This window comes from Hyphomonas neptunium ATCC 15444 (genome assembly GCF_000013025.1).
GTDB lineage: Bacteria > Pseudomonadota > Alphaproteobacteria > Caulobacterales > Hyphomonadaceae > Hyphomonas > Hyphomonas neptunia.
The window spans coordinates 1,126,689-1,150,737 of record NC_008358.1 but is presented as its reverse complement, the minus strand read 5'-3'; the positions used below and the strand labels follow the sequence as shown (position 1 = coordinate 1,150,737).

21 protein-coding genes and 1 tRNA gene are annotated in these 24,049 nt (G+C 63.2%); 8 read left to right on the top strand and 14 right to left on the bottom strand.

Going from position 1 to position 24,049, the window contains the following annotated elements:
• Position 1: 1 nt before the first annotated feature.
• Entirely contained in the window at positions 2-1,420 is a 1,419-nt protein-coding gene (locus tag HNE_RS05650) for an NAD(P)(+) transhydrogenase (Re/Si-specific) subunit beta (RefSeq protein WP_011646157.1), read from the top strand.
• Between the two features lie 56 nt (positions 1,421-1,476).
• Here HNE_RS05650 and HNE_RS05645 read toward each other — a convergent pair whose 3' ends face one another.
• Both HNE_RS05645 and HNE_RS05640 read right to left on the bottom strand, forming a co-directional pair.
• Positions 1,477-2,316, bottom strand: coding sequence for an LD-carboxypeptidase (locus HNE_RS05645; protein ID WP_011646156.1), 840 nt, complete (start codon positions 2,314-2,316; stop codon positions 1,477-1,479).
• A 14-nt stretch (positions 2,317-2,330) separates the two neighbouring features.
• The gene (locus HNE_RS05640; RefSeq protein WP_035590573.1) at positions 2,331-2,843 is read right to left on the bottom strand and encodes a hypothetical protein; all 513 of its coding nucleotides are present in this window, start codon (positions 2,841-2,843) and stop codon (positions 2,331-2,333) included.
• Positions 2,844-2,951: 108 nt separating this feature from the next.
• Between HNE_RS05640 and murC the strand changes: the two genes are divergently transcribed.
• A complete protein-coding gene (gene murC, locus HNE_RS05635; RefSeq protein ID WP_011646155.1) occupies positions 2,952-4,361 on the top strand; it encodes a UDP-N-acetylmuramate--L-alanine ligase in 1,410 nt (469 codons plus the stop codon).
• Between the two features lie 37 nt (positions 4,362-4,398).
• Here murC and HNE_RS05630 read toward each other — a convergent pair whose 3' ends face one another.
• The gene (locus tag HNE_RS05630; protein WP_011646154.1) at positions 4,399-5,163 is read right to left on the bottom strand and encodes a helix-turn-helix transcriptional regulator; all 765 of its coding nucleotides are present in this window, start codon (positions 5,161-5,163) and stop codon (positions 4,399-4,401) included.
• A 97-nt stretch (positions 5,164-5,260) separates the two neighbouring features.
• On the opposite strand from HNE_RS05630, the gene HNE_RS05625 reads away from it, so the two are divergent.
• Positions 5,261-6,436 (top strand): acyl-CoA dehydrogenase family protein, encoded by a 1,176-nt coding sequence (locus HNE_RS05625; protein WP_011646153.1) that lies wholly within the window; start codon positions 5,261-5,263, stop codon positions 6,434-6,436.
• Positions 6,437-6,617: 181 nt separating this feature from the next.
• Positions 6,618-7,019, top strand: coding sequence for a DUF4112 domain-containing protein (locus tag HNE_RS05620; protein WP_233352006.1), 402 nt, complete (start codon positions 6,618-6,620; stop codon positions 7,017-7,019).
• A gap of 72 nt (positions 7,020-7,091) precedes the next feature.
• On the opposite strand, the gene HNE_RS05615 is transcribed toward HNE_RS05620, so the two are convergent.
• Positions 7,092-7,167 (bottom strand) — tRNA-Lys (locus HNE_RS05615).
• Between the two features lie 115 nt (positions 7,168-7,282).
• Here HNE_RS05615 and HNE_RS05610 point away from each other — a divergent pair.
• Positions 7,283-7,870 (top strand): hypothetical protein, encoded by a 588-nt coding sequence (locus HNE_RS05610; protein WP_035590575.1) that lies wholly within the window; start codon positions 7,283-7,285, stop codon positions 7,868-7,870.
• 77 nt (positions 7,871-7,947) lie between these two features.
• Here HNE_RS05610 and tgt read toward each other — a convergent pair whose 3' ends face one another.
• The 4 genes from tgt to HNE_RS05590 all read right to left on the bottom strand — a co-directional run bounded on the left by tgt (position 7,948) and on the right by HNE_RS05590 (position 11,805).
• Positions 7,948-9,087 (bottom strand): tRNA guanosine(34) transglycosylase Tgt, encoded by a 1,140-nt coding sequence (tgt, locus tag HNE_RS05605; protein WP_011646150.1) that lies wholly within the window; start codon positions 9,085-9,087, stop codon positions 7,948-7,950.
• Between the two features lie 47 nt (positions 9,088-9,134).
• Positions 9,135-10,274: an EstA family serine hydrolase gene (locus tag HNE_RS05600; RefSeq protein ID WP_011646149.1), complete on the bottom strand. Its 1,140-nt coding sequence runs from the start codon at positions 10,272-10,274 to the stop codon at positions 9,135-9,137.
• A 102-nt stretch (positions 10,275-10,376) separates the two neighbouring features.
• Positions 10,377-11,264 (bottom strand): division plane positioning ATPase MipZ, encoded by an 888-nt coding sequence (locus tag HNE_RS05595; protein WP_011646148.1) that lies wholly within the window; start codon positions 11,262-11,264, stop codon positions 10,377-10,379.
• Between the two features lie 61 nt (positions 11,265-11,325).
• Positions 11,326-11,805, bottom strand: coding sequence for a hypothetical protein (locus HNE_RS05590; RefSeq protein ID WP_011646147.1), 480 nt, complete (start codon positions 11,803-11,805; stop codon positions 11,326-11,328).
• A 67-nt stretch (positions 11,806-11,872) separates the two neighbouring features.
• On the opposite strand from HNE_RS05590, the gene panC reads away from it, so the two are divergent.
• On the top strand, positions 11,873-12,754 hold the full coding sequence (gene panC / locus HNE_RS05585) for a pantoate--beta-alanine ligase (RefSeq protein ID WP_011646146.1): 882 nt from the start codon (positions 11,873-11,875) through the stop codon (positions 12,752-12,754).
• On the opposite strand, the gene hisC is transcribed toward panC, so the two are convergent.
• From hisC to HNE_RS05555, 6 genes are all read right to left on the bottom strand, one after another.
• Positions 12,738-13,841: a histidinol-phosphate transaminase gene (gene hisC / locus HNE_RS05580; RefSeq protein WP_011646145.1), complete on the bottom strand. Its 1,104-nt coding sequence runs from the start codon at positions 13,839-13,841 to the stop codon at positions 12,738-12,740. The genes panC and hisC overlap by 17 nt on opposite strands.
• Before the next feature lie 45 nt (positions 13,842-13,886).
• Entirely contained in the window at positions 13,887-14,858 is a 972-nt protein-coding gene (locus tag HNE_RS05575; protein ID WP_267878709.1) for a LacI family DNA-binding transcriptional regulator, read from the bottom strand.
• 131 nt (positions 14,859-14,989) lie between these two features.
• Positions 14,990-15,970 carry a LysR family transcriptional regulator gene (locus tag HNE_RS05570; protein ID WP_011646144.1) on the bottom strand — a complete coding sequence of 327 codons (981 nt, stop codon included), beginning with the start codon at positions 15,968-15,970 and terminating at the stop codon, positions 14,990-14,992.
• 214 nt (positions 15,971-16,184) lie between these two features.
• Positions 16,185-19,019, bottom strand: a complete 2,835-nt coding sequence (locus HNE_RS05565) for a phosphoenolpyruvate carboxylase (protein ID WP_011646143.1) — start codon at positions 19,017-19,019, stop codon at positions 16,185-16,187.
• Positions 19,020-19,186: 167 nt separating this feature from the next.
• Entirely contained in the window at positions 19,187-20,275 is a 1,089-nt protein-coding gene (locus tag HNE_RS05560; protein ID WP_035590579.1) for a LacI family DNA-binding transcriptional regulator, read from the bottom strand.
• Positions 20,276-20,542: 267 nt separating this feature from the next.
• A complete protein-coding gene (locus HNE_RS05555) occupies positions 20,543-21,463 on the bottom strand; it encodes a fatty acid desaturase family protein (protein WP_011646141.1) in 921 nt (306 codons plus the stop codon).
• A gap of 53 nt (positions 21,464-21,516) precedes the next feature.
• Here HNE_RS05555 and HNE_RS05550 point away from each other — a divergent pair, with 53 nt between their 5' ends.
• Complete coding sequence (locus HNE_RS05550) at positions 21,517-22,353, top strand: hypothetical protein (protein WP_233352005.1); 837 nt, start codon at positions 21,517-21,519, stop codon at positions 22,351-22,353.
• Between the two features lie 278 nt (positions 22,354-22,631).
• The gene (locus tag HNE_RS05545) at positions 22,632-24,011 is read left to right on the top strand and encodes a DEAD/DEAH box helicase (protein WP_035590581.1); all 1,380 of its coding nucleotides are present in this window, start codon (positions 22,632-22,634) and stop codon (positions 24,009-24,011) included.
• Positions 24,012-24,049 lie beyond the last annotated feature (38 nt).

Genomic DNA, 24,049 nt, shown 5'->3' with positions numbered 1-24,049 from the left:
CTTGGAACAGTTCAACTCGACCTGGGCGCCCCTGCTCTATCTCGTCTCGGGCATCCTCTTCATCCTGGCCCTGCGCGGCCTTTCCAGCCCGGCCACCAGCCAGAAGGGCAACCGCAACGGCATGATCGGCATGACGATCGCCGTGGCCACAACCATTGTCCTCCTCTGGGAGTCGCTTGATCCGGCCACCTGGGCCCTGATGATCGGCGCGGTTGCCGTCGGCGGTACCGTCGGCGCCATTATCGCCCGCAAGATCCCGATGACGGACATGCCCCAGCTTGTTGCGGCCTTCCACTCGCTCGTCGGCCTTGCCGCCGTGCTGGTGGCGTCCGCCGCGCTCTACGCCCCGTCCAGCTTCGGCATCCTCGGCATCACCGGCATCAACCCGGTCTCGCTGATCGAGCTTGGCCTCGGCTCGGCCATCGGCGCGCTCACCTTCACCGGCTCGATCATCGCCTTTGCCAAGCTTAACGGCAATATGAGCGGCGCGCCGATCCTGCTGCCCGCGCGTCACCTGCTCAATATCGCGCTCGGCGTGGGCATCATCGCCCTCATGGTCATCCTGATCCAGTCGAACGGGACGGCCCATTGGGCCTTCTGGGGCCTCACCGCCCTGGCGCTCATCCTCGGCATCACGCTCATCATCCCGATCGGCGGGGCAGACATGCCCGTCGTCGTCTCGATGCTGAACTCCTATTCCGGCTGGGCCGCAGCGGCGCTGGGCTTCACGCTCGGCAACTTCGCCCTGATCATCACCGGCGCGCTGGTGGGCTCCTCAGGCGCCATCCTCTCCTACATCATGTGCAAAGGCATGAACCGCAGCTTCATCTCGGTCATCCTCGGCGGCTTTGGCGGAGAAGATGCAGCGGCGGCCACGGGCGGCGTGAAAGTCGACCGGCCGTTCAAGCGCGGCTCGGCAGAAGACGCCGCCTTCATCATGAAGAATGCTTCGAAGGTCATCATCGTGCCGGGCTACGGCATGGCGGTCGCCCAGGCCCAGCACGCGCTGAAGGAAATGGCCGAAAAGCTGAAAGAAGAAGGCGTCGAAGTGAAATACGCCATCCACCCCGTCGCGGGCCGGATGCCGGGTCACATGAACGTCCTCCTCGCCGAAGCGCAGGTGCCTTACGATGAGGTGTTCGAACTCGAAGACATCAACTCGGAGTTCAACTCCTCCGACGTTGCCTTCGTCATCGGCGCAAACGACGTGACCAACCCCGCCGCGAAGACGGACAAGACCTCGCCGATCTATGGCATGCCCATCCTCGACGTGGAAAACGCCCGCACGGTGCTGTTCATCAAGCGCTCGATGGGCTCAGGCTATGCCGGTATCGAGAACGAGCTGTTCTTCAACGACAACACGATGATGCTTCTGGCCGACGCGAAGAAGATGGTCGAGGATATCGTCAAGAACCTCTGATCGGCCATCCGCACTCAAACAAAAAGGCGGGCTCGCAAATGCGATGCCCGCCTTTTTTATGCCCCCACGCCCCGCGCCCCGAACACCACAATCTTGTTCCCCACATCATGGCCAATATCCGCCCGGCCGAGATACGAAATCCCACCCCGCGCGCACCAATGCCGCGCAATTTCCTCCTCGCTCTGCCCGAAATCCACATCATTTACCGGGATGGGCCCGCACCGCCCCAGCCGGATGCCCGCCACTGCGCGCACCGTTTCGCTGGAAGTCAGCGTGAACATCAGCCGGTCGAGCCGGTAATGATACTCGCCCACATCCTCGATCAGCAACGTAGACCCGGAAAGGTCCGGCGCGTGCACCGTGCCGATCAGACTCGCCAGTACACTGATATTATACGCCGCGTACTTTCCGGGCGCGAGCGTGGAGGGCTCAACGCCCGCCTCGCCGTCCGCCCCGCTCAGAAACCCGATCGCCCGGCGCACAGCGGCCTCGCCGCCCTCCCGCAGAATATCCGCCGGCATCGGCCCATGCGCCACCCGGCCAATCCCCTCCCGCGCCAGCCGCGCCAGCAGGAACCCGGTGTCGCTATACCCCAGATACGTCTTGCGCCGCGCCGCCTCGCCCAGCCGCTCGAACGCCGTATCCAGCAACCGGCAAGCCCCATACCCCCCCCGCGCAAACCAGATCGCGTCGAGCGTAGGATCATTGGCAAACTCAACGAAGGCATCGGAGCGCGCCTGATCCGGCCCGGCGAAATGACCATCGCGCAGGAAACATTGGGAGTGGAAGATGAGCTCTGTGGAGTTGCCTGCAAGGGCGGTCACGCGGTCCGCAATAGACTGATCGAGAGCCCTGCCGGGCGCGACAATGCCGATGCGTACTTTGCGTCTGCTCATAATGTTCTTTCAGATCAATCGGGGCATTCATAGCGCAGGAAAACAATATCAGCTTTTTCATGCGGCACTTGATTGGTGTGATACGCACGAACCTCAACCGGTAATAGGTATTCAGAAACCTGTTTACCAAGAGCCTCGGCAACAATCTCTAGCATCTGGCCTTCAATTTCATCTTGGTCTGCCCACCCCCAACTAGCCATTCGCTTGAGGTAAATTTTGCAGTCAGGTGCCAGGGAAATACGCTCCAAGACTGCTAACATACATACCCCGGAGATTATCAAAGGGGCGGGTGAAATATCTATCGCAGCTTGAAGTTCTTCATATCGAATTGCTTCGACGAACACTCCTTGATCCTCAATCAGAAAGGTGTCGAGATCCAAATGCGCAGCCCCTATGAGGGCAGCCAAATTCGTCGCCAGTGTGGATTTTCCCGCATTTGGCCAGCCATCAATCGTAATAATGCGAGGCTGCGGCTCTAAACTTTGCAATTCACCCAAAAGTTCTTCAATGCAACCTGCTTCGATCATTTCACGCGCCCGCTCGAGATGTGAGTTTCAAATAGTTATGCGCGATACGAAAAGTAACATAATTCACTGATGTGTAGCTCTACATCCCCCTGTTATAAGCTCCCAACCATGACTCACCCCACGCGCTACTTCTTTTGCGGCATCGGCGGCTCCGGCATGTTGCCGCTGGCGTTGATCCTGCTCGATCAGGGCCACATCATCGAAGGCTCGGACCGGTCGCTCGATCAGGGGCGCACGCAAGCAAAGTTTGACTATCTGCGCAGCAAGGGCATCCGCCTTTTCCCGCAGGATGGCAGCGGCGTGACGAGCGCCGAGCAGGTCGTCGTGGCATCGGCCGCCGTGGAAGACACTGTGCCCGATATTGCCGCCGCCCTGCGCGTCGGCGCGCGGCGGATGAGCCGGGCGCAGATGCTGTCTGCCCTCTTCAACGCCGCGCCCACAGCCATCGGCGTGGCGGGTACGAGCGGCAAGTCCACCACCACCGGTATGATCGCCTGGATACTCCACCACGCCGGCAAAAGCCCGACCGTGATGAACGGCGCCGTGATGAAGAACTTCCAGACACCGGACGCCCTCTTCGCCAGCTCGCTGGTGGGCGCCAGCGGCATCTTCGTCTCCGAAGTGGACGAAAGCGACGGCTCGATTGCCGGGTACAACCCGCGCGTTGCGGTCGTCTCGAACATCTCGCTCGACCATAAATCCATGGACGAGTTGCGCGCCCTCTTCGGCGGCTTTGCGGCCCGCGCCGAAACCGTCGTGCTGAACCTCGACAATGACGAGACCGCGCGGATGGCCGGGGACTTTCCGGGGGCGGTCACCTACAGCCTCGAGAACCCCGCCGCCCGCCTCACGGCGCAGAACATCGCGCCCGCGCCCACCCACATCACTTTCTCCGTACACGACCAGACATCCGGCGCCACCGCCCCCATTCGCCTCGCCACGCCGGGGCGCCACAACGTCTCAAACGTGCTGGCCGCTATTGCCGCCACGCTCGCCTGCGGCGTCACGCTGGCAGAGGCTGCCAAGGCTCTCGCCAGCTTCGCGGGCATCTCCCGCCGCTTCGATGTAATCGGCACGGAAGGCGGCGTGACGGTCATCGACGATTTCGGGCACAACCCGGACAAGATCGCCGCCACCCTGCGCACCGTGAACCAGTTCCCCGGCCGCGTGCTGGTGATGTTCCAGCCCCACGGCTTTGGCCCCTTGCGCAACATGCGGCGCGAGTTTGCGGCCTGTTTTGCCGAGAATCTGGACGCCGAAGACATCCTCCTGATGCCCGAGCCGGCTTACTTCGGCGGCACAGTAGACCGCTCGGTCGGCAGCCAGGACCTTGCCGCAGACATCCGCGCCCTTGGCCGCGAGGCCCACGCGCTGGGCGACCGGGCCGCCTGCGGCGCGCGCCTGTTCGAACTGGCAAAGCCGGGCGACCGCATCCTCGTCATGGGCGCCCGCGATGATACCCTCACCGTCTTCGCGCAGGAATTGCTCGCCACCTTCAAGGCGCGCGCGGGCGCCTGAAAAACTCCAACGGCGTTGGAGTTTTTTTGGAGGCTTTTCAGGCCCCGCCGCCCTGCCCGATATAGCCCAGCGTGGTGGCCAGACGGATCGTCTGAGAGCGGCCCGAAACGCCCAGCTTGCGGCTGGCATTGGTCATGTGAAAGCGGATGGTGGGGGCTGAAACGCCCATGATCGTGGCGATTTCGGAATCGGTTTTCCCCGCCGCCGCCCATTTAAGGCACTGGATTTCCCGGCGGGTGAATTCCACCATTTCCGGGTCCGCCGACGGCAACACCGCGTCTTTGTAAGCCGACAGGAATTTCAGCGCGAGCATGTAAAGCTCCGCGCCCCGCGCCTCAAAAATCCCTGACACATCAACGGCTTCGTCATCCGTCGCCCAGACGACCGCGCCGATCACCCCCATCGGCGAATGGATCGGCGCAACGATCGCCCCCTGCACGCCATAGGACCCGTAAGCCTCCGGATCGATCTTGCGGTTGACCGCTTCCAGCGCGCGCACCTGGCGCCAGCTGTGCATCTTGCCCCCATGATAACAGAACGGCTCTCCACACACCCGGACGACGCGAATAATCCCCGCCCGCAGCGCAAAAGCACGATCTTTCCAGTAGGCGAGCCCCGGATCGACCCAGCGGAAAACCGTCTCCGCCAGCGGCCGCCCATCGGCGCCGATCATCGGCGATGGATCGCTGAGATCAGCGCTGACCGCGACGTAAGGCAGGCCGGTTTCGCGGCCCACCGCGTCGATCCGGCGGGCGAGATCCATTACCTCGCTGAAGGTATCCTGCGGACCAGCACTGTCCATTTTTGGCGAGCCCTATCAATTCCGTCAGCTTGCCCCATGCTGTCTTGCTTGCTCTGTCATGAGGGAAGCCAGAGATAATAAGCCGGGAGGCGCGACCATGAGACTAGATCTGTCATCGCAGGATATTGAATTTCAGCAAGAAGTGCGAGCCTTCCTTCGGGACAAGCTGAGCCCGGAACTCGCCGCTGCCGGGCGGCTGGCCACCAGCGTGTTCATCGAGCCGGAATTCACCCTGCCCTGGCAGCGCATTCTGCATGAGCGCGGCTGGGTCGCCCCGCATTGGCCGAAGGAATATGGTGGCACGGGCTGGACCGAGATGCAGCGATATATCTTTGCCAGCGAGTGCGCCCGCGCGGGCGCGCCGGGGCTGGCGCCTATGGGGCTGGGTATGGTTGGGCCCTGCATCATTGGGTACGGCACGCCCGAGCAGAAAGCCCATTACCTGCCGCGTATTCTCTCCGGGGAGGACTATTGGTGCCAGGGCTATTCAGAGCCGGGATCGGGGTCGGACCTGGCGTCTTTGCAGCTTCGGGCGGTGAGTGATGGGGACGATTATGTGCTGAACGGCACGAAGATCTGGACCACCCATGCCCACCACGCCAACAAGATGTTCTGCCTGGTGCGGACCGACCCCGAGGCCAAGGCGCAGAAGGGGATAACCTTCCTCCTGCTCGACATGTCTATCCCCGGTATCAAGGTGGACCCGATCATTACCCTCGCGGGCGAGCATGAGCTGAACCAGGTGTTCTTCGACGATGTGCGGGTGCCCAGGTCTGGCCGGCTCGGCGAGGAGAATGATGGCTGGTCGGTGGCAAAATACCTTTTGGAATTCGAGCGTTCCGGCGGATCGTCCGCCGGGCTGGAGGCCGGGCTCGGCCGGCTGCAGCGCTATGTGACGGGGCTTGGATGCCCTGACCTGATGCGGCTGGCGGCAGATCTTGGCACCCGCGTGGAGGCCATCAAGGGCACGGAGCAACGCATTCTCTCGGCGGTTTCCAGCGGAAAGCCGCCGGGGCCGGCCGCGTCGATGCTGAAGATCCAGCGGACGGAGCTGATGCAGGCGGTGGATGAACTCGGCGTGCTGGCGAGCGGGATGTATGGCGGCGTTCAGCAGCTGGAAGCGGTGCATCCGCTGGGCAATGTGGCGCCCATTGGACCGGCGGAGCTGGTGACGGCGATGCCCCGCTATCTCAACAACCGGGCGGGGTCGATCTATGGCGGATCGAATGAGGTTCAGCGGAACATCATTGCGAAGGGGGTTTTGGGGCTCTGAAACTCAGAGAAACCTCAATACCCTGATTTTTCTGGACAAAACTGGACAGTTTGGCGCCAAAACGGGCGCAGGCGCGGACAATTGCCGGACAAACCCGGGCAAGCTTGGACAAACCTGGACAAAATGGGACAGTTTGAGACGCCCCTTGGGAACCAACGCGCATGCCGGGAATTGTTGAGGCATGCGCCCCGCCCCGTATCCTGATGCTCCGCCGCCTGCCCTGCCCGGTATGACCGCTGAAGAGGCGGAGGCGATGGCGGCGTTTACGCGGATGTCGCATCTGCTCGACCGGCAATTTGCGCTTCCGGGTATCCCGTTCCGGTTCGGTCTGGACGGGATCATCGGCCTCATACCGGTGGTGGGTGACGTGGTGACCGGCGCAATGGGCATGTATGCGCTCAAGATCGCGTCAGACCACAAGCTGCCCTGGCATGTGCGCTGGCGGATTCTCTGGAATCTCGGCGTGGATGTGGTGATCGGCGCGATACCGCTGGTCGGCGACATCTTTGACTTTGCCCACCATGCCCATGCCAAGAACCGGCGGCTTCTGGAACGCCATATCGCCAAGCGCGCCGGGCGCTGATTGTGAGCGTTTACCGCGCCGCTCTCAAGGAAGGGCGGAGCGCTGGTATGTGGTTTGAATTCAAGGAGTTTTTGGTGTGCCCAACAGGGTTCGAACCTGTGACCTACTGATTAAAAGTCAGTTGCTCTACCAGCTGAGCTATGGGCACGACCGGACGGCCTGAAACGACCGAAGCGGCCATTTAGGCCGGGAGTCGGAGGCGGTCAACACTTCCCTGCACGCAGCGGCTTGATGTGGCCATATTTTTCACATCTCTTTGGTGAATGCGACACCTCGCCCTTCCGATTATCGCCGCCCTGATGCTGCCCGCCTGCGCAAGCGGGAGCCAGAATGACAGCCAATACAGCGCCATGGGCCAGAACGCGATGTCTATGGCGAGCGGAGCGGCCAACCAGACCCGTGAGGGGCTGGCGAGCGCCGCCTCGGCGCCGCTGGACGATTTCAATCTGCGCCGCCGGGAAATTCCACAGCTTGTGGCAAAGCTGAGCTCTCCCTATGGGCCACAGAGCGAGATGAACTGCGCCGGCATCGCCATGGATGTGGCCGAGCTGGACGCTGTGCTGGGGGCGGATTGGGACAGCGGAGCGCCGGACGAGCGGCTCGCCAGCGAAGTTCTGGCCGATGAGGCATCGAACGCAGCGCTCGATACGGTCCGGTCTGTCTCGACGGGGTGGATACCGTTTCGCGGGCTCGTGCGGCAGGCGACCGGGGCGGAGAGCCATGAGAAGAAGTATAATCAGGCCTTCAAGATCGGCGCGCAGCGGCGGGCGTATCTGAAGGGTTATGGGCAGGCGTTGGGATGTCCCCTGCCTGCACAGCCGGACTTTAAGGCGCTGGAGCAGTTGAAGTAGGCTGGCGAGCTGTTGAGCCGTGCATTCTGGGTTCTGGATAATCGCTTCGCGATTTCCGGGATGACGCCATATTGAAGTCAGCTTTCAGCTTTCGGTTTTGACTTCGTGTTTTCCCAGCCGGCGCTGAGCGTTGCGCGCAGGGCTTCGAAGCGGCCTTCGGCGATGGCGGCGCGCATCTCGGCCATCAGGGCCTGGAAGAAGGCGGTGTTGTGCCAGGAGAGGAGCATGGGACCGAGATATTCGCCGGCCTTGAACAGGTGATGCAGGTAGGCGCGGGAATAGACCTGGCTGGCCGGGCAGTTGATCACCGGATCGAGCGGGCTCGTGTCTTCGGCAAACTTCGCGTTGTTGAGATTGAGGGGGCCGTCCCAGGTCCAGGCCTGGCCGTGGCGGCCCGAGCGGGTAGGCAGGACACAGTCGAACATGTCGATCCCGCGGGCAACGCTTTCGACGAGGTCGATGGGTTTGCCGACGCCCATGACATAGCGGGGCATGTGATCGGGAAGATGGGGCATCGTCATGTCGATGGTGGCGCACATCTGGTCATGGCCTTCACCGACGGCGAGACCGCCGAGCGCGATGCCGCCGAAGCCTTGGGCAGTGACGCCCTTGGCGGAGCGCTCGCGCAGGTCCGGGAAGTTTGAGCCTTGAATGATTCCAAAGAGAGTTTGTGCGTCTCGGGCGCCGAAGGCGTCGAGGCTGCGTTCCCCCCATTTGAGGGAGAGGGCGAGGCTGCGCTCGGCCTCTTCATGCGTACACGGAAAGTTTGTGCACTCATCAAGCTGCATGGAGATGTCAGCGCCCAGAAGGTCTGCCTGAATTTCGATGGAGCGGGCGGGGGTGAGGCGGTGGGTGGAGCCGTCGATATGGCTCTGGAAGGTGACGCCGTCTGCGTCCATCTTCCGAAGCTGGGCGAGCGACCAGACCTGGAAGCCGCCGGAGTCGGTCAGCATCGGGCCGGACCAGCCGGAGAATTTGTGCAGGCCGCCGAGGCGTTGCACGCGCTCGGCGCCGGGGCGGAGCATCAGATGGTAGGTGTTGCCGAGGATGATGTCGGCCCCCGCCCCCTGGACCTGATCCATATAGAGGGCCTTGACCGTGCCGGCGGTGCCGACGGGCATGAAGGCGGGCGTGCGGATGTCGCCGCGCGGGGTTTTCAGGCGCCCGGTGCGCGCCTTACCCTCACGGGCGGAAATTTCAAACGGGAACGTAGCCATGGGGCGCTCCTATACGGGAGCGCCCCATGGAAGCCAAGCTGCGCGGATCACCCCGCCATGAACACCTGCCAGGCGGCCATGAGCATGCCGAAGGCGCGCAGGTCGCCCGTGGTGGTGGGGGCCATCTTGTTCATGACGTAGGCGTAGGTGGCGCGCTGGTCCATGTCGATGACGGCGAGGGAGCCGCCATAGCCGCCCCAGAAGATGGTGTTGGGGTTGGGAAAGTTTGCGATGCCGCCGGGCAGGCCGAAGCCGAGGCCATAGCGGACGGGGACGCGGAGGATCTTGTCTTCGCCCTCGATCTGGAATTCCAAAGCCTTGCGGCAGCCGGCCTCGGACATGATCTGCTTGCCGTTTGCATAGCCGCCATTGGCAAGGATCGTGTGGACGAGCGCGACGGAGCGGGCATTGCCTGTGCCGCCTGCGGCCGGGATTTCAGCGGCGCGCCAGGCGCGGGTGCGCGTATCCAGCGGATTGATGGGCGGGTTCATGAGGTTCATGATGAGGGGATCAACCGCGCCCTCGCCCATGCCCGCGCCGGGCGGCGGGGGCGTGAGATCGGCGACGCGGTGATCTTCCGTAGCCGGAAGGCCAATGTGGAAGTCTGCACCCAGCGGTCCGGCGATTTCCTTGCGGAAGACGGTGCCGACTGTTTCGCCCGCAACGCGGCGGATGACTTCACCGACGAGATAGCCCTGCGTCATGGCGTGGTAGCCCGGCGCGCTGCCGGGTTTCCAGTAGGGTTCCTGGGCCGCGAGCAGGCTGGTGGCCTTTTCCCAATCGTAGAGGTCTTCGCGGACAATCGGCTCCTTCCAGCCCGAGAGGCCGGCTGAGTGGCTCATCAGATGGGCGACGGTGACGTCTGCCTTTCCGGCGGCGGCAAATTCGGGCCAGTATTTGGCGACGGGGTCTTCAAACTTCAGCGCGCCCTTGTCTGCCAGAAAGAGGGCGGTGAGGGCGGTCATCGTCTTGGTGGTGGAGTAGACGTTGACGAGCGTGCCCTTCTGCCAGGGCCTGGTCTGTTCTTCGTCTGCGTAGCCGCCCCAGATGTCGACGATGGGCTTGCCCTCCAGCGTCATGCAGAAGGCGGCGCCGTTTTCGCCGCCATTGGTGAAGTTCTGCGCGAAGGCGTCGCGGACGGGCGCAAAGCGCGCCTCCACGCTGCCGTGGATTTCGGTCTGGCTCATTGGTTTCCCCCAAAAGGATATGGCCTGCCTTCATGGGCAGGTCTGTTTCAGCGATTTGGGTAAGCCAGCTGCGGAAAGCTGGCAAGGCTGACGCGGGGGCGGTCAGAAGTCGATGCTGGCGCCGGCAAGCTCGGGGAGCTGGAGGACGATGACGAGATCGCGCAGCTCCTGGCGGGCGGCCTTGTGGCTCATCGTGAAGGCGACGTTGGAGCCCGCTTCGGTGAGGTCCAGCAGGGTGAGGCCGGCGGGGAAAAGCTCGCGGTAGATGACGCGCTCGGAGAGGCCGGGGGCGAGACGGAAGCCGATGCGCTTGGAGAGGTTTTCCAGCGCGCCGCCGACGCGTTCCTTGTTACGGGCCGCCAGAGGCGACATGCGGTTGCGCATCACCACCCAGTCGATCGGGCGGCGGCTCGTCTGGGCTTTCTTCTTGCGACAGTCCCACACCATTTCGGAATAGAAGCTGGGGCGCAGGACTTCGAGGGTCTGGGGGTTTACGTCGCCCAGAAGGTCGAAGTCGACGAAGCTGTCGTTCAGCGGTGTGATGAGCGTGTCGGCGCGGCGGTGAGCGGTGCGCGAGAGGAAGGTGTCGCCGCCGGGGGCATCGATGAGGATAAAGTCGCAGGTCTGTTTAAGGCGGGCGAGGCCGGACTGGAAGCGTTCGCTTTCTTCGGCCTCAGCGCGGTCAAGGTCGCGCTCCTGGCTGGCTTCGACGCGGACGATTTCCGGCATGACGAGGGTGGCGCCGGTGTTCTGGGCCCAGCGGACGCGGTTTTCGAGATAGCGGGTGAGCGAGCGCTGGCGGACGTCGAGATCAATGACGCCGACCTTCTTGCCGGTGCGCAGGAGGGCGACGGACAGGTGAATGGAGACCGTGGACTTGCCAGCCCCGCCCTTTTCATTGCCGATGACAATGACGCGCGCGTCCCGCGCAGGGGCCTCTAGGCCCGCACCCGGAACGCGGCTGAGATGAGCGACGCCGTCAGCGGGCATCCATGGAACTCCACAACTCCTCCGGCGAAACGCCTTCGGTCAAACGTGTTTCAGGCGCAGGTCAGGCGACGCGCTGCAAGGCTTCGACAGACTGCGCATGGTGGTGGCCGGCACCGGCCCGCGGCAGAGCGAAGGTATGTTCGACAAAGAGGTCGTCGTCCTCGAAAGGAACCACGTTGGTGAGCACCGGAATGGGGGCGCGATCCTCGTCGAAAAGCATCGGATCGGTTGCCAGCGGGGCATCGTAAGGCGCGCTGTAGGCAGCCTCGGTAGCTTCCGGAACGCGCGCGAGGCTGGACAGCACACTGCGAAGCGAGGAAAGAGCACCGGAAACGCGGGAATATTCCTGCTCCAGCATGTAGGCACCGGAGGCAAGATTGGTCTCAGACCTGTCAAACAGCCAGGCATCGTTCTCTTCATCCGGGCGAAGGGCGCCCATGATGGGTTCGGGATGCCGTTCGGCGATATTTGCTTTGCGAAAGCCAAGCGAAACACCGAAAAGGGCGAGCGAGCGGAGAGTGGTCAGGATGCGCTGGGTCATGTCTGTAAAATTCCCGCTTATGGGTTAACAACGCATTAACTTCATCAAGAAGCAGGGCATCTGAAAAGTGAATTCCACGAAAGAAAACCCGGTCGAAATAATCCGTACCCGAAACGAGCTGCAAGCCCGTGTACGCGCGTGGAAACAGGCCGGTGAAACCGTTGGTTTCGTCCCCACCATGGGGGCGCTGCATGAAGGGCATCTCTCGCTCATTGAAAAAGCTCAGGAAAAGGTCACGCGCACCGTGGCGAGCATTTTCGTTAACCCGGCGCAGTTCGCCCCTGGCGAGGATTTCGACACCTATCCGCGCCGCGAGGGCGAAGACATTGCCAAGCTGGCGAGCGTAAACTGTGACGCGGTTTACCTGCCCACTGTTGCAGAAATGTATCCCGAAGGATCGGTCACGAATGTGCGGGTCGAATCGCTGTCGGACCTGCTGGACGGGATTTACCGGCCGCACTTCTTCTATGGAGTGGCGACGGTGGTGGCGCGCCTCTTCCTGCATGCGCAGCCGGACGTGGCCGTATTCGGCGAGAAGGATTACCAGCAGCTGCAGGTGATCCGCCGGATGGTGCGGGATCTGGGATTCCCGATCGAGATCATCGGCGGGGCAACCCGGCGGGACGCCGACGGGCTGGCCCAGTCTTCCCGCAATCTTTATCTTTCCCCGGACGAACGCAGGGCGGCGGGCGCGATCTATTCGGCCATGCACCGCGCCGCCAGCCGCATGGCGCTTGGCACCCTCCCCTCAGAGGCGCTGAAGGAGGCGGAGGGCTACATCCTCACCGCCGGCTTCCGGAAGATCGACTATGTGACGCTGGTGGACCCGGCAACGCTACAGGCCCTGCCCGCAGATACGCCGCTAGAAGACGGCGCAGCCGCGCGGCTGCTGGCAGCGGCATGGATCGGCAAGACGCGGCTGATCGACAATATCAGCGTGACGCGGTGAAGGCTTTCAGGGCGTCCAGGAAACGCTGATTGTCGTCTGCGCTGCCCACCGAGATACGCAGCTTGGTGGGCAGGCCATAACCGCCGATGGCGCGCACGAGGATGTCGTTGTCCTTGAGGTGCTGGTTGGCGGCCGCCGCCCGCTCGTCTGAGCCAAATTCGGTGACGATGAAGTTGGCATGCGAGGGCGGCGTGGGCAGGCCCATGGCGTTCAGCGCATCGGTCATGATGGCGCGCCAGTGGGTGTTGTGATCGCGCGACATCTTCAGGAAGGCCTCATCGCCCACGCAGGCGATGCCGGCAGCGGCAGCGATGCTGCTGACGTTGAAGGGCCCGCGGATGCGCTGGTAGATCGCGGCGATGCCTGCGGGCATGTAAGCCCAGCCCAGACGCATGGCGGCCAGGCCATAGATCTTGGAGAAGGTGCGCATCATCACCGTGTTGTCGCGCCGGTCGACCAGGTCGCGCAGCTGCGCTTCGTAATCGGGGCCGAGATATTCCGAATAGGCGCCATCGACCACGAAGAGGACATGCGGGGGCAACGCGTCCTGAAGGGCTTTCAGCTCATCGACCGAAAGCATGGTGCCGGTGGGGTTGTTCGGGTTGGCGAGGAACAGGATTTTGGTGCGCGGGCTGACCGCGCCGAGGATGGCGTTGACGCCGGCGGTCATGTCGGTCTCGGGCACGGTGACGGAGGTGGCGCCGTGGGCACCGGCCGAGACGCGGTACATGGAGAAGGCGTGCTCGGTGAACAGCACCTCGTCGCCCGGCCCGGCATAGCATTGGGTGAGCAGGTGGATGATCTCGTCAGAGCCTGCCGAGGTGACGACGCGGGAGGCATCGGCAATGCCCTTGGCGGCAGCGATGGCAGCGCGCAGAGGGCCGTAGTCTGGGTCTGGATATACGTGCACGTTTGCCGCCGCAGCCTTTGCGGCCTCGACCGCTTTGGGACTTGGCCCGAAGGGATTTTCATTGGAGGCAAGCATCGCCACAGCACCCTTGGCGCCATGCAGCTTTCCGCCCGGTACATAGGGTTTGGTGGCGGCGATGTGCGGAAGGGGCTCGATCTGGGAGATGGGCTTGCTCATGAGCTGGGCGATTACACCAAAGGCCGCGCGCAGGGAACTGGCCGGTTAGACCTCCGGCGCTGCGGTGGTTTCGCGCACCACGAGACGGTAAGGCAGGATTGCCTTCTCCGGGCTTTCTGATGTGCGCTTATCCAGCAGCATGCCGACGGCGACCGACGCCATTTCGCGGCTGGGCTGCGAGATGGTGGTGAGGGCGGGATAGACGACCGAGGCGAGCGGCGTGTCATCAAAGCCGGCAACAGAGAGCTGCTGGGGCACGCGCAGACCCGACCGGAACGCCACCGCCAGCACGGCAGCAGCCATATCGTCATTGCTGGCAAAGATGGCCGTGGGGCATGGATTGCGGCCGAGAAGGCCGGTCGCGGCGCTGAGGCCGGATTCGTAGTCAAACGCGCCGCGCGCGATGAGGCTTTCATCGACAGAGAGCCCGGCGGCCGCAAGACTTGCCCGGTAACCCGCTTCGCGCAGATGTGACTGAGGGTGGCTGAGGGGGCCGGCGATGAAGGCAATGCGCCGGTGGCCCAGGCCGATCAGGTGGCGCATCATTTCCTGCGCGGCGGCTTCATCATCCATCGTGACATGGCCCACCTCGCCCTCGGCGAGCGTGTGGGAGAGGCGGACGAAGGGCGTGCCTGCCTCCATGAGGCTGGCCATCAGCGCCTGATCTTCGGTGAGAGGCGGAATGAGCACAGCGCCGGCAAGCGCCGCACCGCCGCGCGGGGGGCCGCCTTCTTCCAGATGCTCGAACGCGATGCTGAAGCCCTCGGCATTGCCACGCTGAAGCGCGCCGATCTGTATTTCACCGAGATAGTTACGCGAGGGGTTTGAATAGAAAACACCGATGAGGCGGCTCTGCCCGGCGCGCAGATTGCGGGCGTGCTGGTTGGCCCGGTAGCCGAGCCGGGCAACAACTTCCATCACGCGAATGCGGGTTTCGGAGCGCACATTGGGCTCTCCGTTCAGGACGCGGCTGACCGTCTTGAAGGAAACGCCAGCCTCGCGCGCAACATCAACGATGGTGGCTGCGCGCCGATCACTCGTATCGATACTATCCCCCTCGGCCCGTTACCGCTGCCAGATTACCAATGGCGCGGATCATAAGACGCCTGCTTGCTCCTGCGCAATGGCGCCGGGGCACAACGCGGCAATCAGGATTCGCGGCGGGTTCCGGCAACGCCGGGGAAGATGTGGACGTTGGAAAACACGTCTCTGGGATGGACGAACTGTTCGCGGAACCACATCGCGTCATCCTGCTCGAAGCGTTTGCGTATCCAGTCGACGAAGGGCTGCCCCTCCGGCCGCCGGCGGAAACGCTCGGTATAGGCAACCCAGAACTGGATCGGCGCAATTTCCGGCAGGTCCAGCGGAATGAGACGATTATCCATGGCCGCAATGAAGGAGGGCAGGATCGCCACGCCGCCGCCCGCCGCGCAGGACTGGATCAGCGCCGTTCCGGAATTCGACACGAAGGCATAATCGATCATCCGGCGCAGCTCGGACACTTTAGGCGCCCAGCGCTCTACCTGGTTCACATAGGAAGAGTGCATCAGGCAGCGGTATTTATAATATTCAAACAGGCTTTCCGGCGGCTTGCGCTCCCGGAAATAATCCTTCGAGGCAAACCCGATATAGTGTTGAACGCCCAGCCGGTGGGTCAGCAGCTCATGGCTCTTGGGTTCGGAAAAATGGATTGCGATGTCCGCGTCGCCATTGGTCACATCGGCGGGATCATCATTGACGATCATGCGGATCTGGATGCGCGGGTTCATATCCTGAAATTCGTGCAGGCGCGGGGCGAGCCAGTAAGGGCCGATGCCATCGCCGGTGGAGATGGTGATGCGGCCTTCAACGGGCGCGCGCTGGGCGCCGGCTTCATCGCGTAGTGTATTGGCCGCTTCCGCCATCTGGTGGGCGTAGCGCAGCACAACCTTGCCCGCTTCGGTCAATTCCACGCCGCGCGTGGAGCGGACGAACAGCTGGGCGCCGATGGTCGTTTCAAGGTCATCAATCTTGCGGCTGATGGTGGGCGGGGATTCGCCCAGGCGCGCCGCTGCGCCGCTCATGCTGCTCAGTTCCGCGACAACACGGAACACGCGCAGCGTATCCCAGTCGAGCCGATCCGTGTTCATGCGCCGCTACCCAGCCAATTGTTGATCCCGAAAACAGACTCAGGGAAATAGCCTGCCGGTTATCGCCCTGCAATTGATTTGCTCAGTGCTGGCGCAAAACCCATGGTTGAGAGTCCGCTAACCAGATCCTGCCTATTGGTGTGGTAGCAGCGCAATTGGCCTGACGAAAGGTATGCCTTTTGATGCTGGTTGTCGCAGACACGCCAGTCTGACTTCAGCCGACCGCGTCATGGGGATGATTCAGGGCGAGGCTGATCTGGTGCAGCATCTGGTCGATCCGGTCGAGCGGGCCGATGATCTGGCTGTGGATATGGTCGTATCCATACTGACCGGGGCCGCTCTCGCCCCCGCCCGCCTCTTCCAGCGACGACAGCAGGGACAACCGGTCCTGGGACGGCGGGAAAATGCGGCACAGCAGCTCTACGCATTCGGCGATCCGCAGGCTGGTGACGAGGCGGATGATGTCGCGCAGGCTGGTGTCGTGGCGTTCGGAAATACGCGGCAGTCTCCCGACGAGCGCAAAGGCGCGCATCATCAGCGCCTGGCGGACACCGTGGATGATGTGGAGGTTGATGCGGTCTTCGTGGCGGGAGGCGGTAGATGGCGCTTCATCCAGACGCGCGAGAAGACGGTCGAACCGGTCGAGATCAATTGAGAGGAGATTGGCCGTGCGGTTGACCGAGAGGGCCGTCTCGCCGTCGCGCAGGGCGTAGTAGACGCCGCGATAGGCGGAGGTTTCTTCCGGGCTGGCGGCGCGGGCATGGGCGATCCAGACATCGGGATTGTAGATCGCTGCATAGCCACGCAGCACCGGCAGGCTGGTGAGCAGGCGGGCGCGCCAGGCAAGCTGGACGAGGCTGCTCATCCGGGGGCTGGCATTGACGAGGTCAACCAGGCGGTCGGTCTCCCGTTGCAGGGAGGAGCCGATGCCCGAGGCGGTGTTGAGGGGGATGGCGAGCTGTTGAAGCTCGGCATTGTGGGAGATGGCGCGTAGAGCGCGGGGGCCGGCGGCGCCTGATGGCCGCCGCGTCTGGCGGGAACCTGCGGTGACGACAAAGCCGGGCGCGAAGTCTGACAGGAGGCGGCCATAATCGGCATTGGAAAAGAAGCGTTCATGCCAGGCCCTCAGGGCACGGTAGAAATCCCAGACGAGATCTGTGCGGGTGTAGAACGGATCGGTGGCGGCGCTTTCCGGTGGCGGAGCGAGGAGATGAAGGCACCAGTGCGCGAGCGTGGTTTCGGCAAGCTCGGGCGTGGCGAAATGGAGATAGCCGTCGCCGCCCTGGAAGCTCGACTCGTGGATAATCCGTATGCCGAGTTCATGAGCGTTGGCGCGGGTCCACGGGGTAAGCAGATGGTCGAAGCGCTGCTCGAAGGTGCCCGGCCAGGCGCCGCGGCCCATGGATTCCCCGTGGGTATTGAAGATCAGGAGGCCCGCGCCGGGCACGCGGGGCGCCATGGCGCGCAAGATAAGATTATGGATACGCTCGATCGCCATATTGCCGGCGATCTGGCCGATGAAGCGGCCGGAGTCTGAAAAGCCGAGCTGGATCGAGAGATGCCCGCGGCGGCGGACATAGGTGGCAAACTCCGGCTCATCCAGCAGGCGCTCGATGAAGCGGCCGCCGGTTTCCAGCGCTTCAGGTGTTTCAAACAGCGGCGAGATGTCGAGATTTCCGTTCACGCCGTAATGGCGCGCGAGGTAGAGCGCGGCCATGACGGTGGCGGGGTTTTCGCTCTCGGCAATCAGGAAGCGGATGGGGGAGCCCGCATCGATATGCTTGAGGATCTGCGCGCACATCATGAACTGGCGGCGCGCGGTAGACTGTTCCAGGAAGAGGTCGGCGAAGTTCACGTCGACCGCTTTTGGCACGGCAGCGCGGCGGGAAAGCTCTGTCAGGGTGAGGCGGCCGAGGCTGCGTTCATCGGCGTCGAGGTTCAGCTCCCGCCGGATGACGTTGGCGATCTGGGCGGCGTTGACGCGCAGATGGATGCGGCCGGTGCCGAGCTGCTGGCTATCCACTTGCGCGCGCAGGATGAGAAGCTCGCGGGCGAGCGCGGCGTTGTCACCGGCGGCGGTCAGCGCGCTGTCGAGCGCGGCAAGGATGTCGCCTGCATTGGTCAGGCGGCCGGGGCCCTCTGCCGTCAGCCGGTTGGCGGCGTCGACAAGGTGGTCCGGGTCCTGAAGGTCTCCGCTGAACATGGCGGCCTGGATCGCAGTCTCACCAACGGCCAGCTCGAGACGCTCGAGCAGCTGCGCCAGACTGTCGGCGCCGGGATGGGTGTTCAGGATCGCCTCGACACGGGCGTGATACCGGCGCAGCTGTTCAGCCTTTTCGGCCAGGCGGAAGGTAATGGAATGATACCACTGGATGTCTGTGCGCCCGTCGAGATCATAGCCGACCCAGCTGGCAATCGTGGGCAAGGCGGGCCGCAGCCCGTGCCAATCGGCGGGAAACTGCGCGCGGGCAACATCGAAGATAAGACCGGCAAAATGCCGTTGAGCGCCGGCCGCGTTGAGAAGCGCAGCCTGGGCCTCTTCATGCTCGCGGGTCAGGGTGATCGAGCGGTTCCAGTCTCTGGCGTCGGCGCGGATTGCCTTTTGCAGCGCTGCGCGGGTGTCCGCGCCAGGGCGCACGGCTTCGCCGGCAATGGCGACGCGCAGCTCCGGTGAGAGGGAAAAGGTCGGGTGGGCGGTGAACACAACGCCGCCATGGGCCTGCTCCACGGCGGCGCGGAACGCTTCGATCCCTTCAGCCGCCACGCTTTCGAGACGCGCCTGCACCTGGGGCCATACCGCCTCCGGCCGCGCGCCGGAATGGCGTTCGCGCAGGCGTTCGGCGCGCTGACTGACGGCGAGGAGGTGGGCTTCTTCGATCAGGCCGGCGACTTCATCGAGGCCCGTTTCCCCCTGCTCAATGTCGCGAAACAGCGTTTGCGCCAGCGCGAAGACCGAGTTGGTCATGGGATCATCTTCGATCCGTTCGGCCTGCTGGCGCAGATACTCACCGGCTGCCGCCAGGGTCGGCTCGATACGTGTCGTCGTCATATGTTTGGCTCAGTATTCAGAAGTGACGTTGGGGAATATGCCCTTGTTAGCGCCCCAGTCCCGCAGAAGCGAGGGCCAGGACTGACGCGGCGTACGATCCACGCCGCAAAGCCCCAAGCTATGGCGACCCGCTTCAGAGATATGCAGGCCCCCTCCTTAGCGGCGCGTCATCTGAGCGGCGCGGCGGTTGACTCGCGCACGATTATCTCCGGCGTGAAGCTGGTGACCTCTTCGCGCTCGATCCCCGCAGCCTGGTCGAGCAGTAGACGGGCGGCCGCATGTCCCATTTCGCGGATCGGCAGCCGCACGGTTGTCAGCGCCGGCCAAAGGCGCCCTGCAATCGGCGTGTCGTCGAAACCGACGATGGACACATCTTCAGGAATACGCAGGCCGGCCTTGCGCACGGCGACATAAACGCCCGTTGCCATCTCGTCATTGCCCGCAAATACGGCCGTGGGGCGGCGCTTTCCGTAAAGCAGGCGCTCCATGGCCAGAAGGCCCGAGTCGAACGTATACCCCGCCTCGACCGTAAGCTCGGGATGAAGCGTAACACCCGCCTCGGCAAGGCCGCGCTGGAACCCGCTGCGGCGCTCATGCGCGCAGCGGAACGATTCCGGGCCATGGATATGGGCAATGTCCGTATGCCCCAGCGCGCACAAATGGCGCGCCGCCTGGGCCGCGCCTTCGCCGTCATGGGTCAGTATCATCCGCGCGGGCGCGTCCAGCATGCCAGACGCGATGCGCACATAGTCGACATCATGATCCCGGAACATCTGAGACAACTCTTCATCCTCGGACACCGACGGCGGCAGGATGAGGCCAAACGGCTTGTGGTGCTGGATGAACTGGCGGAGGCGGCCAGGATAGTTTGCGTCCGTGCGGCTGACCGGGCGCAGCACAAGCTGGAAATCGGTATCCTCAAGCGCGTCCAGGATACCGCGCTGCATGTTGACGACATATTGCGGGCTGGGACTGTCATAGACCAGGCCGACCAGAAACGACCGCCGCAGCGCCAGAGCGCGCGCCTGCGGATCTGGCGTATAGCCCAGCTCGGCAATGATAGCCTTTACGACTTCGCGGGTGCGCTGTTTGACCAGCGGGCTGTCATTGATGACACGAGAGACCGTTTTCTTCGACACCTTCGCGATGCGCGCGATGTCGTTGATCGTAGCCCGGCCCTGAAGCTTGAATTCTGCGGCTTCCTGCACGGCGGCCGCGATTTCGGCTTCGAGGTCGGGTTTTGAATTGTCGCTCACCGGAAACCCTTGTTTGAGAATGGAATGTCCTCTTTTGCCCGGTGGTGGACATTTTGCAAGCGGGGCGCCGTCATGCCCTTTGGGCAACACTGTTTCGAGATCCAAGAGGTCGGGAGAGAAGGCGATGGGGACCGGCCTTTGCCTGACCGTCGACCACCTCATCCGGCCGTCTGCCGCACTCGCAATCGCCGCGTCGCAAGGCGAGTTCGCGGGAATGTTTGTGCACGGCATTTTCCGCGTACAAACAGCCCGGCTGGAAAATCCCTGCTATTCTGCGGCCACCATCGGCGCAGCGGCATCCTTGCGAACGGCGCGGCGGATCACGTCGAAATAGTCCCGCGAGATACAGTCGACCCCGTCATAGTAGCCGCGGGAGGCCAGGAGCGTGTGCATCTTGCGGAGGTTATAAGGTGGGATATGCGCGAACAGGTGATGCTCCAGATGGAAGTTCACATTATTGGGCGCCACCAGCACGCGCTGCCAGAAAGGCGCGGTCGTCGTGCCGGTATTCAGGCGCGCGTCCCGGCTGGTGCGATCCAGCGCGGTGCCGTGTTCACCGATCTGCCGGAGGCGGACGATCGCGGGATAAACGAAAATTTCCGCCGCCCACCACATAAGATATGCCCATGGCGCCCCGGCAAGTGTCAGTGTGCCCAGCAGCAGGATGTGGAAGGTGAGCCAGGGCCAGTGGCGGGAGAGTTTGAAGCTGCGAAGCTTGCGCAGCGTGTCGCGGTAGCCGGTCTGGCCGGTAAGATCGCGCACGAATTTGCGTCGCAGGCTTTCGGCCGGAACCGGGTAATTCTTGACGAAGCCGATGTCCGGATCGTCCGGCGTGCCGGCATGCTGGTGGTGTTTCAGGTGATAGGCGCGATAGGCGGCCAGCGAGATGTTCATCGGCGCGCCGACGATCCAGTGGCCAACAAATTCATCGACCGCCTTGTTCTTGAAGAAGGCGTGGTGGGCGCAGTCATGATTGATGATGCCGAGGCCAAGTTGGCGCCCGCCAAGGATCAGGATGCCGAGGAGAATGGTGAGGGGGTTTGGCCACACGACGGCGATGGCGAAGGCCGCAACGATCAGGCCCCAGTTCCACACCAGGGTCGCCAGCGCCTTCAGGTCAGACTTCTGCCGGAGCATGTTCAGCTCGTCTTTTGACAGAACGTCGGAAATCTTGGCTAAGGATTGCATGCGCGGCCTCTCCCATTATGTGTTCTGAAACACTTATTACCTAAAATGGCACAATGAGTCAATTCACGTATTATTTTAATCCATTGACGCCACAGGACCTGACGGCGAAGGCCCTGATCCTGTCGCTGATCAGCTCAACGGATACGGACCGGCAAATGATCGGCAGCCTCATTCATGCGGGCGCGCTGTTTGACATCGAACCGGCAACGATGCGGGTGGCGGCAACGCGCCTGCTGAAAGATGGCCTGCTGGAGAGCCCGGAACGCGGTGTTTATGTGCCCGGCCGCAAAGCGCAGGCACTGACCCGGCGGGTTCAGCAATGGCAGGATGTCGCCAGCAAGGTTGTGGCGTGGAACGGCGACTGGCTGGTAGCGATGACCCATCATCTGGGCCGCCGCGACCGCCGCCAGCTGCGCACGCGCGAGCGCGCCCTGGCACTGTTTGGCTATCAGGAAGCGGAAGCCGGCCTCTGGGTGCGCCCGGCAAATCTGGCGCGCGCGATAGAGGCGCACAGGGAAGATCTTGTCGGCATTGGCGCAGACGCAACGATGCCTGTGCTGAGGGTTTTGGAAGTATCCGCGCCCGACATTGGCGGCTGGCCGGGCCTCTGGTCGGCCCAGGCGCTTGAGACATCCTACCGCGAAGCGATCAGCGCCATGACGGAAAGCCTGAAAGGCCTTCCCGGCCTGACCGTTGCAGAAGCGGCACGCGAGACGCTGTTGATCGGGCAGGCCGCTATCCGCGCGATCAACTTCGATCCGTTGCTGCCGCCCCAGCTGGGCAATCAGGGCCTCTTTCTGGAGATGGTCTCCACGATGCGCGCCTATAATGAAGCCGGCATTGAATGCTGGCGCGCCTATCACGGCGCCAATGCTCCTTCCGATGCCTGACAATCGGGTGTGCCATTACGGAACGGCGCCAATCCGGCGCAATGCCCTGCTGGGAAGATCGTTTGACTTCAGGGCACAAAGCGCGCATAGGCCCGCTTGTTAGGGTGGATTTTCCACCTGGTCGGGTCTGCGTGAGCGAGCAAGTCAGAGCAATCTGAAACGTTCCAGACCCTTCCTTAGAGACAATTCACCCCACGTCCTGAATCACGCCGGGCCGTTATTTGCCCCCGACGCTGGCTGCTTGTTGCAGGTCCGGCGCCTTCTTGACGAAAGTAATCATGTCCGATTTCCAATCCCTCGGCCTTACGGGCCGTATTCTCACGTCTTTGACCAAAGCCGGCTACACAGCCCCTACCCCCATTCAGGAACAGGCCATACCTCTGGTCATCCAGGGCCGCGACATTGTCGGCCTCGCCCAGACCGGTACAGGCAAGACCCTTGCCTTCGCAGCCCCGATCCTTGACCGCCTCAGCCGCAACGCCAGCCCTGCACCTGTGCGCGGCACCCGCGTTCTGGTGCTTGCACCAACGCGCGAACTGGCCGGCCAGATCGCCACCTCCTTCGGCACCTATGGCGCGGGCCTCAACCTCCGTGTCGTGATGGTGTGCGGCGGCGCAAAGATTGGCGGCCAGATCCGTCAGCTCGAGCGCGGCGCGCATATCCTGGTGGCAACACCCGGCCGCCTGATCGACCTGATGGAACAGCGCGCTGTTTCACTCGACAAGGTGGAAACCCTGATCCTCGACGAAGCCGACCAGATGCTGGACCTTGGCTTCATTCACGCCCTTCGTGCCATCGCGAAGAATGTGCCGTCCAAGCGCCAGACGCTGTTCTTCTCGGCCACCATGCCGAAAGCCGTCGAATCGCTGGCGGCGACCTTCCTGCGTAATCCGGCAGAAGTCTCCGTTGCGCCGCCAGCCACTACGGCAGGTCGCATTGAACAGCGCGTCTGCTTTGTGGAGCAGCCCGAAAAGGCTTCACTTCTGATCGAAAAAATCCGCGATCCGGAACTGCGCTCAGCGATCGTCTTTACCCGCACCAAGCATGGCGCAGACGGCGTTGTGAAACGCCTTGCCAAAGCGGACATCGACTCCGTTGCCATCCATGGCAACAAGAGCCAGTCCCAGCGGGAGAAAGCCCTCGAGGCCTTCAAGGCGGGCCGCGTGCCGATCCTGGTGGCGACCGACATTGCCGCCCGCGGCATTCACGTTGACGCCCTCACGCACGTCATCAACTATGACCTGCCGGATGTGCCCGAACAGTTCGTACACCGCATCGGCCGCACCGCCCGTGCCGGCAACTCGGGCGTGGCGATCTCCTTCTGCTCGCGCGATGAGCGCCCGACGCTCCGCGCCATCGAAAAACTCACGGGCCTGAAGCTGGCACCAAACGGCGTCAGCCTGCCGGACGAGCCTCTGCGCAAGCCCGGCAAGCCTCAGGGCAACCGTTCGGGCAATGGCGGCGGCCGTGGCGGCGCGCGCAGCGGCGGCGGCTATCAAGGCCAGTCATCCGGTTCACAGTCGGGCGGCTCGCACTCTGGCCGTCCGCATCGCAAAGGCCCGCCCGGCGGCGGCGCCAATGCTTCTGGCCAGAATTCCCAGCGCTCTTCCAATGGCGCGGCCCGTCCCCGCCGCTTCAAGGAACGTGCGGACGCCTGATCCGGCCTTCTGGCACATATCATAGTAAAAAGCCCCGG

Bases quoted from the DNA above. Each gene is read 5' to 3' on its own strand.
- HNE_RS05610 (WP_035590575.1), top strand. From the start codon at position 7,283: ATGCGACACCTCGCCCTTCCGATTATCGCCGCCCTGATGCTGCCCGCC.
- HNE_RS05630 (WP_011646154.1), bottom strand. From the start codon at position 5,163: ATGGACAGTGCTGGTCCGCAGGATACCTTCAGCGAGGTAATGGATCTC.
- HNE_RS05590 (WP_011646147.1), bottom strand. From the start codon at position 11,805: ATGACCCAGCGCATCCTGACCACTCTCCGCTCGCTCGCCCTTTTCGGT.
- HNE_RS05555 (WP_011646141.1), bottom strand. From the start codon at position 21,463: ATGCAATCCTTAGCCAAGATTTCCGACGTTCTGTCAAAAGACGAGCTG.
- HNE_RS05620 (WP_233352006.1), top strand. From the start codon at position 6,618: ATGCGCCCCGCCCCGTATCCTGATGCTCCGCCGCCTGCCCTGCCCGGT.
- HNE_RS05640 (WP_035590573.1), bottom strand. From the start codon at position 2,843: ATGATCGAAGCAGGTTGCATTGAAGAACTTTTGGGTGAATTGCAAAGT.
- HNE_RS05565 (WP_011646143.1), bottom strand. From the start codon at position 19,019: ATGACGACGACACGTATCGAGCCGACCCTGGCGGCAGCCGGTGAGTAT.
- HNE_RS05545 (WP_035590581.1), top strand. From the start codon at position 22,632: ATGTCCGATTTCCAATCCCTCGGCCTTACGGGCCGTATTCTCACGTCT.
- HNE_RS05550 (WP_233352005.1), top strand. From the start codon at position 21,517: ATGAGTCAATTCACGTATTATTTTAATCCATTGACGCCACAGGACCTG.
- HNE_RS05600 (WP_011646149.1), bottom strand. From the start codon at position 10,274: ATGAGCCAGACCGAAATCCACGGCAGCGTGGAGGCGCGCTTTGCGCCC.
- hisC (WP_011646145.1), bottom strand. From the start codon at position 13,841: ATGAGCAAGCCCATCTCCCAGATCGAGCCCCTTCCGCACATCGCCGCC.
- tgt (WP_011646150.1), bottom strand. From the start codon at position 9,087: ATGGCTACGTTCCCGTTTGAAATTTCCGCCCGTGAGGGTAAGGCGCGC.
- HNE_RS05570 (WP_011646144.1), bottom strand. From the start codon at position 15,970: ATGAACACGGATCGGCTCGACTGGGATACGCTGCGCGTGTTCCGTGTT.
- HNE_RS05595 (WP_011646148.1), bottom strand. From the start codon at position 11,264: ATGCCCGCTGACGGCGTCGCTCATCTCAGCCGCGTTCCGGGTGCGGGC.
- HNE_RS05625 (WP_011646153.1), top strand. From the start codon at position 5,261: ATGAGACTAGATCTGTCATCGCAGGATATTGAATTTCAGCAAGAAGTG.
- HNE_RS05645 (WP_011646156.1), bottom strand. From the start codon at position 2,316: ATGAGCAGACGCAAAGTACGCATCGGCATTGTCGCGCCCGGCAGGGCT.
- murC (WP_011646155.1), top strand. From the start codon at position 2,952: ATGACTCACCCCACGCGCTACTTCTTTTGCGGCATCGGCGGCTCCGGC.